The sequence below is a fragment of the Nocardia sp. NPDC055002 genome, from assembly GCF_053608825.1.
The window spans coordinates 152,325-166,088 of record NZ_JBSGWE010000005.1; the positions used below are offsets into that span (position 1 = coordinate 152,325).

The following is a 13,764-nucleotide window of genomic DNA, read 5'->3' on the forward strand; positions in this document are numbered from 1 at the left end:
GAATCGATAGGCCGACCGCAAGGTCAGCGGGCCATTCTGGCGGACATGACGAACTATCGCCGCCAGTCGGTACGCTGCACCGGACGCGCCGGAGGTGCCGGCGCCGCGATCTACCGGGGAAAGCAGCAGATGAACCGAATCTCCCTCGCCGTTCTGGCCGCCGGGGCTCTGACCCTGACCTTGGTCGGGTGCGGGTCCGACGACTCCGCTGATGCGAGCGGGCTGCGCAAGGGCACGCCGAGCTCCAGCGCGCCCGCCACCACCACCAAGGCGCCCACGTCGAGCGTGGCGCCGACGCCGGCCGCGGCGGGCGCCGACATCACCTGCGCGCAGTTCACCTCGCTCGATTCCGACGGCGAGAAGAAGGCGATCGATCAGGTCCTCGCGGCACACCCCGGCGGGCCGTTCGAGGGTAGCCCCAACGTGGCGCTCAGCACCGTGAAGCTGGTCTGCCTCGTGCCGGCCAATGCCGACAAGCCGGTAGCCGACGCCGCCGGGATGAAGCCCTAGTCCTGGCTCAGCCCAGCAGCGATTGCCAGTTCGCGGGCACCCGCGCGGCCGGTCCGGGGACGGATTGATCAGTGGGATGACTGGTCGGCGCGGCGAGCTCGGGACCATCGCTGTACATCTCGCCGCTGGCGAAGTTGTAGAACCAGTCCTCGCCCGGCTCGTAGCTCTGCATGAACGGGTGCGCGGTGGCCTCGAAATGCTTCGTCGCGTGCTTGCTGGGAGAGCTGTCGCAGCAGCCGACGTGCCCGCATTCGGCACAGCGGCGCAGATGTACCCACCAGCCGCCGCTCGCGTCGCATTCGACGCAACCGGCGCCACTGGGCGGCACGCTCGGATCGATCCCCGCTTCAGCCATCCTGACCTCCTGTAGTAGGTGTGCTGACATCCTCCGCCGCCGGGTGCAGCGGCAGGCGGACGATGAACCGCGTGTTGCCGGGTTCCGATTCCACCCGGATGTCACCGTTGTGCTTGTTCGCCACGATCCGGAACGAGATGTCGAGGCCGAGACCGGTACCGTCGCCGACCGGTTTGGTGGTGAAGAACGGCTCGAAGATCCGGCCCCGCGCCTCGGGGGGAATGCCAGGCCCGGTGTCCCCGATCTCGATGGCGGCGCAGTCGTTCTCCTTGAAGGTGCGGATCGTCAGGGTGCCCTCGCCGCCCATCGCGTATACCGCGTTGTCGATCAGGTTGGTCCACACCTGGTTGAGTTCGGCGGCGAAGCAGGGGATTGGCGGCAGCGCGCGGTCGTAGTCCTTCACCACGCGGATGCCGTCACCGAGTTTGCGGTTGAGCATCACCAGGGTGGAATCGAGCAGTTCGTGCAGGTCGACGACCTGATAGGGCGCGCGATCCATCTGCGAGTACTGTTTGGCCGCCCCGACGAGAGTGGAGATGCGGGTGGTCGAGTCGAAGATCTCGTTCATCAGCAACTCGGTCTCGATGGTGTAGTTCAGCCAGCGCACGGCCCCTTCGAACACCGGCGCCTGGCAGGCTTCCAGGGTCGCGTGCACGCCCTCCAGCCAGTCGGTGTCCAGGCCCGCCTGCACGAAGGTCGGCGCCAGATTCCAGCCGTCGGCGATGCCGCGCTCTTCGAACCAGTCGGCCAGCGCGTCCTCCCGATCGGCCGCTTCCAGGGGGCTGAGATCGGGCGCCTTCGCGACCTGATCGGCGGCCTGCTCCTGCATCTCGACGAGCTTGACCAGCGCGTCGGCCGGGAACTTGCCCTCGGCCATCATCTTCAGCTTGTGCCGCATCCCGGCGACGCGTTCGCGCAGGCCGGAGGTGGCGCGCACCGCGGCGGCGGCGGGATTGTTGAGTTCGTGGGTGAGCCCGGCCGACAGCGATCCCAGGGCGAGCAGCCGTTCGCGTTCGGCGATCCGCTGGTTCGACTTCTGCCCGCCAAAGAACGCGCCCTCGAGCAGGTGCACGGCCATCGGGAACCACTCGTGCATGATCCGGGAGAAATCGGCCGCGTCCATGACCAGGAACCGGGAGCGGCGCAGCACGTACATCGAGCCGTTGTAGTCCTGGTTCGTCCGATCACCCAGGTAGGCCATCCAGGCGCCCGCGTACACCCCGCGATGGTCGGTGCGGTTGATCTCGATCTCCACACCGCCGGACAGCTTGGTCAGCCGGACCTCGCCGTCGATCAGCACGTAGAAGCAGGTGGCGGGTTCGCCCTCGCGGAACACCGGGCCCGGTTCGACGTACTCGATGCGCCCGATAGCGCACAGTTCGGCGAGCTGGGAGTCGTCGAGCTTCTCGAACAGGAACAGAGTGCGCAGTTCTTCCGGATCGCAGATCATAAGGTCCTCACTCATGCTGTCTCGATGGGCATGATCGGGCGGCCTGCGTGGTTACGCTCCGCTACCGCCTCCGGCCGCTGACCTCTCATGCCAGGTACCGGTGGACGAGCATGACCGCCATCGCGCCCTCGCCGACCGCCGAGGCGACCCGCTTGGCGGATTCGGCGTGCACATCGCCCGCCACGAACACGCCGGGGACGCTGGTCTCGAGGTGTTGCGGTGGGCGCGGCAGTTCCCAGCCGGGTGGTCGCGCGCCGTCGACCATCAGGTCTGGCCCGGCCAGCACGTATCCGGCGGCGTCACGGGTGACGACGCCGTCGAGCCAGCCGGTCTGCGGCGCGGCGCCGATGAACAGGAACAGCCGTTGCGCGTCGACCTTGTCTTCGGTGCCGGTGCTGTTGTCGCGCAGAACGATGCGTTCCAGGTGTGTGTCGCCGTCGACGCCGACCACCTCGGTCTCGGTGTGTACGACGATGTTGGGGATGGCCGCGATCTGCCGGACGAGATAGTGCGACATCGACTTGTCCAGCGAGTCGCCCCGGACGACCAGGTGCACGCGACGGGCGTTGCGGGACAGGAACACCGCCGCCTGTCCGGCGGAATTGGCCCCGCCGACGATGTAGACCTCCTGCTCGGCACACTCGGCCGCCTCGGTCATCGCCGAACCGTAATACACACCGCGCCCGGTGAATTCGTCCACACCCGGTGCCGGATGACGTCGATAGTCCACGCCCGTAGCGATCAGAACCGTATGCGCGCACAGCTTTCCGCCATCGGCGAATCGCACGGTGCGCGCCGACCCGTTGATCTCGAGCGCGACCACATCGCGAGTGGTGATGATCTCCGCGCCGAATTTCGCCGCCTGCCGCCGCGCCCGATCCGCCAGCTGTGACCCCGAGACCCCGTCGGGAAATCCGAGATAGTTCTCGATCCGCGAGCTCTGCCCCGCCTGTCCGCCGGTGGCCGTGCGCTCGACCAGCACCGTGCGCAAGCCCTCCGACGCACCGTAGACCGCCGCGCCGAGTCCGGCGGGTCCGCCGCCGACCACGATCAGATCGTAGAAGTCCCCGCTGGGTTCGACGGTGAGCCCGACGTTTTCGGCGAGCTCGCTGTCGGTCGGCTGGATCAGCGCGGTGCCCGCGGCCGTGATCACCACCGGACAGGCCGCCGGATCGGCGCCTGCCGCCTCCAGCAACCGGGTGCCCTCCGGCTCGTCGACCGGGTACCACCGATACGGCAACTGATTGCGCGCCAAGAACTCTCGCACCTGCGACGACCGCGGCGACCAGCGATCGCCGACGACCTTGGTCTCGTACACGGGCCGCTGCTCGGCGCTGCGCCACACCTCGAGCAACCCGTCGATCACCGGGTACAGCTTCTCCTCCGGCGGGTCCCACGGCTTGAGCAGATAATGGTCGAGATCGATGACATTGATCGCGTCGATCGCGGCATCGGTGTCGGCGTAGGCGGTGAGCAGCACCCGGCGTGCGTACGGGTGCAGATCCATCGCCTGCTCGAGGAATTCGATCCCGTCCATGCCGGGCATCCGGTAATCGGCGATCAGCACCGCCACGGGCTGCCCGCGCAGTTTCATCTCCCGCAGCGCCTCGAGTGCCTGCGGTCCCGATTCGGCCCGCAGAATCCGGTAATCGGCGCCGTAGCGGCGGCGCAGGTCCCGCACCACGGCGCGCGATACGCCGGGATCGTCGTCAACGCTCAGAATGGCCGGTTTGGTTACCGAGGGAGTGCTCACCCGATCGAGTATCCCCCTGCTGCGAGGTAGCGGTCAGAGCTGGTGGTGGAGGACCAGGTCGAGTTCGGTAGGAGTGAGGAGGCGTTCGAGGCGTTCCTCGCGTTTGAGACGGGTGCCGCGGGGCACGAACGCGCTGGGGAGCGCGAAGGCGTCGTCCGGTCCGATGCTCGGCAGGAGCGGGACCTCGTTGATGTGCCTGCGTGGCAGGAGTGAGCGCAGTTTCACGGCCGATCACCTCGGGTTGACGACGGGAACGCTGGAGGCTGAGCTTCGTCGATCAGCAAACGTCGTAGCGAAAAGTTTGCCAGCATGTCCGAGTTGGTGCAAGCGGGACAAGGTGGACACGGCGAGCCAACCGGTCGGTGGCCTGCTGCGGCGCAGGCCACCCCGGTTTTGTGAGATTTGCTGATCAGCTATTTCCAGGCGGGCATGGTGACAACCTGTGCCGCATAGGACAGCCCGGCGCCGAAGGCGATCAGCAGCGCGGTGTCGCCAGGCTTCGACTCGCCCTTGCGCAAGAGCGCCTCCATCGCGAGGGGGACCGATGCTGCCGAGGTGTTGCCGGAATCCTCGATGTCGTTGGCAAGCGCGCAGTGCTCCGGTAGCTCGAGCACCCTGGCCATGATCTCGATGATCCGGCCGTTGGCCTGGTGCGGGATCATCGCGTCGAGGTCGCCGGTGGTCAGGCCCGCGCGGTCGATCGCGTCGCGGCACACCTTCTCCAGCGAGTGCGCGGCCCAGCGGAACACCGCGGTGCCCTCCATCGTGAGGTAGGGGCGCACCGCGTCGGTGCCCTTCTCCTCGATCTCGTCGAAGAACTCCACCCAGTCCTTGGTCTGGCCGATGGCATGGTGCTGAGTGCCGTCCGATCCCCAGACGGTCGGGCCGATGCCCTGTTCGGCGGACGGGCCGACGATGACCGCGCCCGCGCCGTCGGCGAACAGGAAGGCCGTCGCGCGGTCGGTGAAGTCGATGGTCACGCTGAGTTTTTCGACGCCGATCACCAGCACGTGTTTCGAGGTCCCCGTGCGGACGAAGTCGGATGCCATGCCCAGCGCGTGACAGAACCCGGCGCAGCCCGCCGAGATGTCGAAGGCGGCCGAGCCGGTCATGCCGAGCTCGGTGGCGATGCGCGGGCCGATTGCCGGGGTGAGCACCAGATGCGTCGACGTCGCCACGATGACGCAGTCGATCTGGTCGACCTGCACCCCGGCGGCGGCGATCGCGTCGCGCGCGGCGGCGACGCTCATGGACTGGATGGTTTCCTCATCCGAGGCGAAGCGTCTGGTGTTGATTCCCGACCGGGTGCGGATCCACTCGTCGCTGGAGTCGATCGGCCCCGCTACCTCGTCGTTGGTGACCACCCGAGCCGGGCGGTAGACGCCCAATCCGAGGATCGCGGTGTGCTCAGTACCCGTCGTCTGGGCGATTCGAGCCATTGTGCGTCTCCTATGTACCTGTCAACCTGCGGCAGCACCGCTGGGTGTACCCGAAGCATCGAAATCTGTCCCTCATCGCCCGTGACCCGTACGTGGACACCATGTGAACGCTCAGACATGAGGCTTCCTCATATTAGCGCCTCATGATCAGAGTGTCGATTGTCACAGCGCAGCCGGGGGTATCTTGGTGACAAGGCGATTGCTCGCCGACCCTTCGAGGGATCGAGGACAGCATGCTCGGACTCGGCATCATCAGTTGGATCATCATCGGCGGTCTGGCCGGTTGGATCGCGAGCAAGTTCATGAAGACCGACGCACAGCAGGGCATCCTGCTCAATATCGTCGTCGGAATCATCGGCGGGCTGCTCGGCGGCTTCGTGCTGAGTCTGTTCGGCGTCGATGTCGAAGGCGCGGGCTGGATCTTCAGCTTCATCACCTGTCTGGTGGGCGCCTGCGTTTTGCTGTACCTGGTGAAGCTGTTCACCGGGCGTAAATCGGTCCACTGACCACAGGTGCTTGCCCCGGGCTTCCCGTAAGGTGTGATCGCTTGTAGTCATCACACGAAAGAGGGAGCCCGTGGCACGCCGCCCCACCCCGCCCGGCACGCCCGATACCACCGGCGTCGGACATGTCGTCGACTTGGTGCGGGCCGCTGTACCCCCACTACATCCCGCCGGACTGCCGTTCGTAGCGGTGCCGTTGGCGGTGGCGGTGATCGGCGGACGCAACAAATGGGTGCGCCGGGCCGGTCTGGCCTCGGCCGCCGCCTGCGCCGCCTTCTTCCGGCACCCGCATCGCGTGCCGCCGAACCGGGCGGGCATCGTGGTCGCGCCCGCCGACGGTGAAGTGGCGCTGGTCGACACCGCGGTGCCGCCCGTCGAGCTCGGACTCGGCGATCAGCCGTTGCCGCGCGTGAGCATCTTCCTGTCGGTGCTCGATGTGCACGTGCAGCGCGTTCCGGTGTCCGGCACCGTGCGCGAGGTCCTGCATCAGCCGGGCAAGTTCCTCTCGGCCGATCTGCCGGAGGCCTCCGACGCCAACGAGCGCAACAGCATGGTCATCGACACTGCCGACGGTAAGCAGGTCGTCGTGGTGCAGATCGCCGGACTGCTGGCTCGGCGCATCGTCTGCGATGCGCGCGTCGGTGACCTGCTCACCATCGGTGACACCTACGGCCTGATCCGGTTCGGGTCTCGCGTCGACACGTACTTCCCGGTCGGCACCGAACTGCTGGTGGCCCCCGGGCAGCGCACGATCGGGGCCGAAACAGTCCTGGCTGTGCTGGGATGATCGAACAGGCTCGCACAGCACCGCGCAAACGGCCCCGCTCGGTGCGATTGCTGCCGAGCGTCGTCACCATTCTCGCGCTGTGCGCCGGCCTGTCGGCAGTGAAGTTCGGGCTCGACGGTGAACTCGGGATCGCGCTGGCGATGGTCGGTGCCGCCGCCGTGCTCGACACGCTCGACGGGCGGCTCGCGCGCATGCTCGACGCCACCAGCAAGATGGGCGCCGAACTCGATTCGCTCTCGGACGCGATCTCGTTCGGCGTCGCGCCCGCGCTGGTCATCTACGTGACCCTGCTCGACGGCAACAGTGCGGGCTGGATCGTCGCGCTGCTGTTCGCGGTGAGCCTGGTCTTGCGCCTTGCCCGCTTCAACACCCTGCTCGACGACGATTCCCGGCCCAATTGGGCGCGTGAGTACTTCGTCGGTGTCCCCGCGCCCGCCGGAGCGCTGATCGCGCTGGTGCCGATCGCCCTGAAGGTGCAGTTCGGCGACGGCTGGTGGGACGGGTTCGCCTTCGTCGCCGCCTGGACGGTCTTCGCCGCGCTGCTGTGCGTGAGCACCATCCCCACCCTGGCGATGAAGTCGGTGTCGGTCGCTCCGCAGGCCGCGGCCGGGCTGCTGGTGCTCACCGCGCTGGCCGCCGCGCTGCTGGTCACGTACCCGATCGTGCTGCTGCTGATCTTGGTCGCGCTCTACCTCGCGCACATTCCGTTCGCCTGGCGGTCGGCCCGCTGGGTGGCCGCCCGTCCGGAGACCTGGCAGCACAAGCCGGCTGAGCGGCGGGCACAACGGCGGGCGCAGCGACGGATGCCCGCGATCCGCCGACCGGCGATCCGTGGATCGGCGCGCCTGCGCCTGCGTCGCCCGCGCAACGACGACTGACCAGGCATACGACCCTCGCGACTGGACGTTTCGACATGGAGCCATCAACACCACCTCTTCCGCCCGAGGACTCCGCGGCGCCGGCCGCCGATATCACCGAGTTCATGGAGCATCGGCCGCGGCTGTTCTCGCTGGCATATCGCATGTTCGGTGCGGCGAGTGAGGCCGAGGACGTCGTGCAGGAGGTCTATCTGCGGTGGGCGCTGGCCGACCGCGCCGAGATCGCCAATATCGAAGCGTGGTTGACGACCGTCACCGTGAATCTGTGTCGCACCCAGCTCGTTTCGGCTCGGGCCCGGCGCGAGACCTATGTCGGGCAGTGGCTGCCGGAGCCGGTACCGACCGGCGGCGGCGCGCTCGGCCCGCTGGGGACCGTCGAGGAACGCGAATCGGTCTCGCTGGCGGTGCTCACCGCGATGGAACGGCTCAGCCCGATCGAACGCGCCGTGTTCGTGCTGCGCGAGGCGTTCGGCTACTCCCATGCCGAGATCGCGGAGATGCTCGATCTCACCGTGGCCAACACCCAGCAGATATTCCATCGGGCCGGTCAGCGGGTGCGCACCGGTAAACAGCGCTTCGTGGTGTCGGCCGAGCACGCGCGCACGATGATCGAGAAGTTCTTGCAAGCGGCCTCTACCGGCGATGTGGACGGTCTGCGCGAACTGCTCGCCGACGACGTCGTGTCGGTCGCCGATGGCGGCGGCCGGGTGGTCGCGGCCAAGATCCCGGTGGTCGGTGGCGATGTGGTCGCGCGCTACCTGTCCAACCTGCGGCGTTTCCTCAGCCCCACGTCGCGGTTCGAATTCACCGAGATCAACGGCGACGTGGGCCTGATCCTGATCCAGGACGAGATTCCGGCCGGTGTACTCGTATTCGACTTCGACGAAGCGGGCTCGATCGCGGCGGTCCGCACGGTCGTGAACCCGATCAAACTGGGCGCCGTAACCGTGTGATCCAGATCACTTCGAGAACCTGTCAGGAACTCGGGGGCTGATCGGTCTGGTGTGTGTAGGCATTTCGAGAGAAGGAGCCACACCATGACCGGTCAGCATCGGATCGTCGTCCTCGGCGCCGGGTACGCGGGACTCACCGCGGCCCGCGCCCTCGCGAAGAAGACTCGCGACACCCAGATCACCGTCGTGGACGGCCGCGCCGAATTCGTGCAGCGGGTGCGTCTGCACCAGGCCGCCGCCGGTCAGCCGGTCAAGCGGCTCGACCTGCGGAAGTCGCTGGGACGCAAGGGCATCGAATTCCTTCAGGCGCGGGTCACCGACCTGGACCCGGATCGCAAGATCGTCGCCCTGGACGGCGAGTGGACGTTGCACTACGACACCCTCGTCTACGCGCTCGGTAGCCAGGCCGACCGCGACGCCGTGCCCGGGGCGGCCGAGCACGCGAAGTTCGTCGCCACCGCCGAGGACCTGACGGAACTGTCGGGCCAGATCGTCATCGTCGGCTCGGGCCCGACCGGCATCGAACTGGCCACCGAACTCGCTGAGTCGCAGCCGGATTCGCGGATCAGCCTGCTCGGTACCGAGGATCCGGGTGCGTGGCTCTCGCCGCGCGCGCACGAGGCGATCCGTGCCGCGCTCACCCGTCTCGGCGTCGAAATCCGTTCCGGCGTCAAGGTGGTCGAGGTGCTGCCCGATGCCGTCCGGCTCGCCGACGGCACCCTGGTGCCCGCCGCCACCACCGTGTGGACCACCGGGTTCACCGTTCCCGATCTCGCTCGGCGCGCGGGTCTCGAGGTCGCGGCCGACGGTCGCATCCGCACCGACAACACGCTGCGCTCGGTGTCGCACCCCGACATCTACGCCGTCGGCGACGCCGCGCTGATGACGGGGGTGGACGGGCGCCCACTGCGGATGGCCTGCGCGACAGCGATTCCCGCCGGGCAGTACGTGGTCGGGGCGATCACAGCGCGGGCGCGGGGTCGCGAACCGGAGCCGATGGAGGGCCGCTACGTGGCGCAGTGCATCAGCCTCGGCCGCCGTGACGCGGTGCTGCAACTGGTCAAGGCCGACGACACCCCCACGAACACGGTGTTCACCGGTCGCATCGGTGTGGTGATGAAGGAACTGATCGTGCGCGGAACCGCCTTCACCGTGGGGTTGCGGTAAGTCCGATCGCATGGCGCTCGGCCCGCCCTCGCAGGAGGCGGGCCGACGTCCATGCCCATGGCGCGAGAGCGATCAGGCCGAGCAGGGCCAGCCATGGCAGCCGCCACCACCAGCGCAGGTCGTATTCGGCCATCGCCGGTGCGGCCGTGAGCGGTCGCGCTGTCGACGACCACACCACGAACGCGTCCCCGATCGGCAGCAGCCCGAACGCATAGCGTTTGGACCAGGGAAGATCGACCGGCAACCCGATCAGCTCGCCTTCCGATCCGATCGCGGCGGCCAGCGCGCCGTCACCGTTCATCCTGGCCGCTCCGACGGCGACGACGGTGGCGGACAGGCTGATCCCGGCTACCAGCGGTCCCGAGTCGACATCACCGCTGCCGTCGACGCCCTTCGGGTATTCGCGAACGGCGGGACCGAAACCGCCGGGGTGCGCGACGAATCGGTCGCGATAGCGCGCGTACTGGCTTCGCGCGAAAGTCGGGTCGATCTCCGGCAGGAACCGATGCATCACCGTCTGTGAGGTCGCCCGGGCGCCGGTCTGCATCGATCCGTCGGTCGGTGAAACCTGATGCGGCAGTAGCCCGGTGGCGGGGTCGAGGCGGGTCTCGGCCTGCTCGAGCCAGCGATCGATCACCCCGGTGTATTGCGCCCCGAACAGCGTGTCGTGCAGGCGAAGTGAAGCCACCGCGACGGTCGAATCGACCGGCCACGCCTGACCTCGATAAGCCTGGAGAAACGGTGTGCCGGCCGCGGAGAACGCCTGTGCGATCTCGGCGCTGTGTGTGGAGAACTGCTGCACCGCAGCAGTATCGGAGTGATCGAGCGACAGGATCGCGCCTCGCAACCAGTTGGTCCACCCGGCCCAGAACACTCCGTACGCGGGCTGCAACCCGGGACTGAAAACCGCACGGCCCTCGTCGGATTCCGTTCTGGCCAGCGCCCATCGTGCTTCGCGTAGCGCGTCCTCGCGCAGTCCCGGATCGGTGTGCGCGGCCTGTACCCAGGCGAGACCGTAGAGCACGTTCGAGAAGACGTATCCCTCCGGAAACAGTTGCTGCGCAGCGGTATCCGAGCCGCCGTCGAGCGCATCACGTACGAAGGCCAACTGGCGTGCGGTCGATCCGGGTTCCTCGTCCAGCCCCGGCTGTGGCCACAGCAGTCGCCCGGCCCCGATCAGGCACGCCGCCGTCACGATGATCCCCACCACGCGCGGCGCCCAGCGCCGAATTCTCCCCATGGCGACACTCTGCCAGGAATTTGCCGTCAACCAATCGTTGACGACCCAGCATCGTCAACCTATGGTTGACGCATGAGCACTCCGAACTTTCGCCTCGACGACCTCATCGACGGCATCAAGAAGGCCCGCCCCGACAACGTCCTCGACCAACTCTCCGACGCGGTGGTCGCCGCCAATCACCTCGGCGAGACCGCCGACCACCTGATCGGCCACTTCGTCGACCAGGCCCGCCGTTCCGGCGCCTCCTGGACCGACATCGGCGCCAGCATGGGCGTCAGCAAGCAGGCTGTGCAGAAACGATTCGTGCCCAAGGGGCCGAGCGACACAGCCGCCATGGACCCGCAGGCAGGCTTCGCCAAGTTCACCGACCGGGCCCGGCAGGTGGTCGTCGGCTCGCAGGAGGCGGCCCGCGCCTCGGGGAGCGGCCAGATCGCGCTCGGGCATCTGATCCTCGGCCTGATCGGCCAGTCGGAAGGTCTGGCCGCCAAGGAGATCATCGCCAGGGGGGTCTCGCTGGACGCCGTGCGCGATGCCGCGACCGCCTCGCTGCCCGCCGCCGACGGTGACGTGCCCGCGCTCATCCCGTTCGACGGCGACACGAAGAAGGTCCTCGAGCTCACCTTTCGCGAGGCGCTGCGGCTCGGTCACAACTACGTCGGCACCGAGCACATCCTGCTGGCTCTGCTGGAACAGGAGAACGGTGCGGGCGTACTCAGCGGTCTGGGCCTTGACAAGGCCGTCGTAGAAGCCGAGCTCGTCGAGCTGCTGAATCAGTTCCTGGCTTCGGTGCAGGACGAGACCTGAGGACGCGGGCGCGCCCGGTGTGTCCACCGCGCTGGGCGCGACCTTGCACTCTCACCACCTGAGTGCTAAAAATGGCTTGGCACTCGTGACTGTTGAGTGCCAGGTCGGGACGGTGAGATCGGGTTCCATCGACACCCTCGGTCGTCCGTCGCGGGCACCTCCTGGCCAGCGTACTTTGGGGCGATCCAACCTGTGGTCGTCTCGTGTGTCAGCCATAGACATGTGGAGGATCTCAACGCAATGGCCAAGACAATTGCGTACGACGAAGAGGCCCGTCGCGGTCTCGAGCGGGGTCTGAACGCCCTCGCCGACGCTGTCAAGGTGACGCTGGGCCCGAAGGGTCGCAACGTCGTACTCGAGAAGAAGTGGGGCGCCCCCACGATCACCAACGATGGTGTGTCCATCGCCAAGGAGATCGACCTCGAGGACCCGTACGAGAAGATCGGCGCCGAGCTGGTCAAGGAAGTCGCCAAGAAGACGGACGACGTCGCGGGCGACGGTACGACCACCGCCACCGTGCTCGCCCAGGCGCTCGTGCGTGAAGGTCTGCGCAACGTCGCGGCCGGCGCGAACCCGCTCGGCCTGAAGCGTGGCATCGAGAAGGCCGTCGAGGCCGTCACCGCCAAGCTGCTCGACACCGCCAAGGAGATCGACACCAAGGAGCAGATCGCTGCTACCGCTGGTATCTCCGCGGGCGACCCGGCCATCGGCCAGCTCATCGCCGAGGCGATGGACAAGGTCGGCAAGGAAGGTGTCATCACCGTCGAGGAGAGCAACACCTTCGGGCTCCAGCTGGAGCTCACCGAGGGCATGCGCTTCGACAAGGGCTACATCTCCGGTTACTTCGTGACCGACCCCGAGCGTCAGGAAGCGGTCCTCGAGGATCCGTACATCCTGCTCGTCTCGTCCAAGATCTCGACGGTCAAGGACCTGCTGCCGCTGCTGGAGAAGGTCATCCAGGCCGGCAAGCCGCTGCTGATCATCGCCGAGGACGTCGAGGGCGAAGCCCTGTCGACCTTGGTCGTGAACAAGATCCGTGGCACCTTCAAGTCTGTCGCCGTCAAGGCGCCGGGCTTCGGTGACCGTCGCAAGGCCCAGCTGGCCGATATCGCCATCCTCACCGGTGGCGAGGTCATCAGCGAAGAGGTCGGCCTCTCCCTGGAGACCGCCGGCATCGAGCTGCTCGGCACCGCGCGCAAGGTCGTCATCACCAAGGACGAGACCACCATCGTCGAGGGTGCCGGCGACGCGGAGGCCATCAAGGGCCGCGTGGCGCAGATCCGCGCCGAGATCGAGTCCTCGGATTCGGACTACGACCGTGAGAAGCTGCAGGAACGTCTGGCCAAGCTGGCCGGCGGCGTCGCGGTGATCAAGGCCGGTGCCGCCACCGAGGTCGAGCTCAAGGAGCGCAAGCACCGCATCGAAGATGCCGTGCGCAACGCCAAGGCCGCCGTCGAAGAGGGCATCGTTGCCGGTGGTGGCGTCGCGCTGCTGCAGGCCGCCCCCGCGCTCGACGGCTTCAGCGGCCTGACCGCTGACGAGGCGACCGGTGTCAACATCGTGCGCGTCGCGCTGTCGGCTCCGCTCAAGCAGATCGCCTTCAACGCGGGCCTCGAGCCCGGCGTCGTGGCCGAGAAGGTCTCCAACCTCCCCGAGGGCGAAGGCCTGAACGCCGACACCGGTGTCTACGAGAACCTGCTGGCCGCCGGCGTTGCCGACCCGGTCAAGGTCACCCGCTCGGCCCTGCAGAACGCGGCCTCCATCGCCGCGCTCTTCCTCACCACCGAGGCAGTAGTCGCCGACAAGCCGGAGAAGTCCGCCCCCGCAGGTGGCGACCCCACCGGCGGCATGGGCGGCATGGACTTCTGATCTCCTGATCAGCTGGTTCCAACGCAAGTCACGAAGGCCGGTCCACCACGGTGGAC

General features: G+C 67.6%; 14 protein-coding genes. 8 read left to right on the top strand and 6 right to left on the bottom strand.

Annotation, left to right across the window (positions count from 1 at the left end; genetic code table 11):
- Positions 1-45: 45 nt before the first annotated feature.
- Complete coding sequence (locus ACWF99_RS21870; protein ID WP_452537240.1) at positions 46-510, top strand: hypothetical protein; 465 nt, start codon at positions 46-48, stop codon at positions 508-510.
- A gap of 7 nt (positions 511-517) precedes the next feature.
- Here ACWF99_RS21870 and ACWF99_RS21875 read toward each other — a convergent pair whose 3' ends face one another.
- From ACWF99_RS21875 to ACWF99_RS21895, 5 genes are all read right to left on the bottom strand, one after another.
- The gene (locus tag ACWF99_RS21875) at positions 518-865 is read right to left on the bottom strand and encodes a UBP-type zinc finger domain-containing protein (RefSeq protein ID WP_378633825.1); all 348 of its coding nucleotides are present in this window, start codon (positions 863-865) and stop codon (positions 518-520) included.
- A complete protein-coding gene (locus ACWF99_RS21880; protein ID WP_452537241.1) occupies positions 858-2,330 on the bottom strand; it encodes an ATP-binding protein in 1,473 nt (490 codons plus the stop codon). The genes ACWF99_RS21875 and ACWF99_RS21880 overlap by 8 nt, the downstream gene beginning before the upstream one ends.
- A gap of 70 nt (positions 2,331-2,400) precedes the next feature.
- Entirely contained in the window at positions 2,401-4,068 is a 1,668-nt protein-coding gene (locus ACWF99_RS21885) for an FAD-dependent oxidoreductase (RefSeq protein WP_378633831.1), read from the bottom strand.
- 33 nt (positions 4,069-4,101) lie between these two features.
- The gene (locus tag ACWF99_RS21890) at positions 4,102-4,293 is read right to left on the bottom strand and encodes a hypothetical protein (RefSeq protein WP_378633833.1); all 192 of its coding nucleotides are present in this window, start codon (positions 4,291-4,293) and stop codon (positions 4,102-4,104) included.
- 188 nt (positions 4,294-4,481) lie between these two features.
- Positions 4,482-5,507, bottom strand: coding sequence for a beta-ketoacyl-ACP synthase III (locus ACWF99_RS21895; protein WP_378633836.1), 1,026 nt, complete (start codon positions 5,505-5,507; stop codon positions 4,482-4,484).
- A gap of 233 nt (positions 5,508-5,740) precedes the next feature.
- On the opposite strand from ACWF99_RS21895, the gene ACWF99_RS21900 reads away from it, so the two are divergent.
- From ACWF99_RS21900 to ACWF99_RS21920, 5 genes are all read left to right on the top strand, one after another.
- Entirely contained in the window at positions 5,741-6,013 is a 273-nt protein-coding gene (locus tag ACWF99_RS21900) for a GlsB/YeaQ/YmgE family stress response membrane protein (protein WP_101465422.1), read from the top strand.
- A gap of 70 nt (positions 6,014-6,083) precedes the next feature.
- Positions 6,084-6,797 (top strand): phosphatidylserine decarboxylase, encoded by a 714-nt coding sequence (locus tag ACWF99_RS21905; protein ID WP_266294043.1) that lies wholly within the window; start codon positions 6,084-6,086, stop codon positions 6,795-6,797.
- Entirely contained in the window at positions 6,794-7,675 is an 882-nt protein-coding gene (locus ACWF99_RS21910; RefSeq protein ID WP_378633841.1) for a CDP-alcohol phosphatidyltransferase family protein, read from the top strand. The genes ACWF99_RS21905 and ACWF99_RS21910 overlap by 4 nt, the downstream gene beginning before the upstream one ends.
- A 35-nt stretch (positions 7,676-7,710) precedes the next feature.
- A complete protein-coding gene (locus tag ACWF99_RS21915; protein ID WP_452537242.1) occupies positions 7,711-8,628 on the top strand; it encodes an RNA polymerase sigma-70 factor in 918 nt (305 codons plus the stop codon).
- 84 nt (positions 8,629-8,712) lie between these two features.
- Positions 8,713-9,795 (top strand): NAD(P)/FAD-dependent oxidoreductase, encoded by a 1,083-nt coding sequence (locus tag ACWF99_RS21920; protein WP_378633846.1) that lies wholly within the window; start codon positions 8,713-8,715, stop codon positions 9,793-9,795.
- Here ACWF99_RS21920 and ACWF99_RS21925 read toward each other — a convergent pair.
- On the bottom strand, positions 9,776-11,035 hold the full coding sequence (locus ACWF99_RS21925) for a hypothetical protein (RefSeq protein ID WP_452537243.1): 1,260 nt from the start codon (positions 11,033-11,035) through the stop codon (positions 9,776-9,778). The two genes, ACWF99_RS21920 and ACWF99_RS21925, sit on opposite strands and share 20 nt — an antisense overlap.
- 72 nt (positions 11,036-11,107) lie before the next feature.
- Between ACWF99_RS21925 and ACWF99_RS21930 the strand changes: the two genes are divergently transcribed.
- A complete protein-coding gene (locus tag ACWF99_RS21930) occupies positions 11,108-11,839 on the top strand; it encodes a Clp protease N-terminal domain-containing protein (protein ID WP_452537244.1) in 732 nt (243 codons plus the stop codon).
- A 240-nt stretch (positions 11,840-12,079) separates the two neighbouring features.
- Entirely contained in the window at positions 12,080-13,708 is a 1,629-nt protein-coding gene (groL, locus tag ACWF99_RS21935) for a chaperonin GroEL (protein ID WP_056816261.1), read from the top strand.
- The last annotated feature ends 56 nt before the right edge of the window (positions 13,709-13,764 follow it).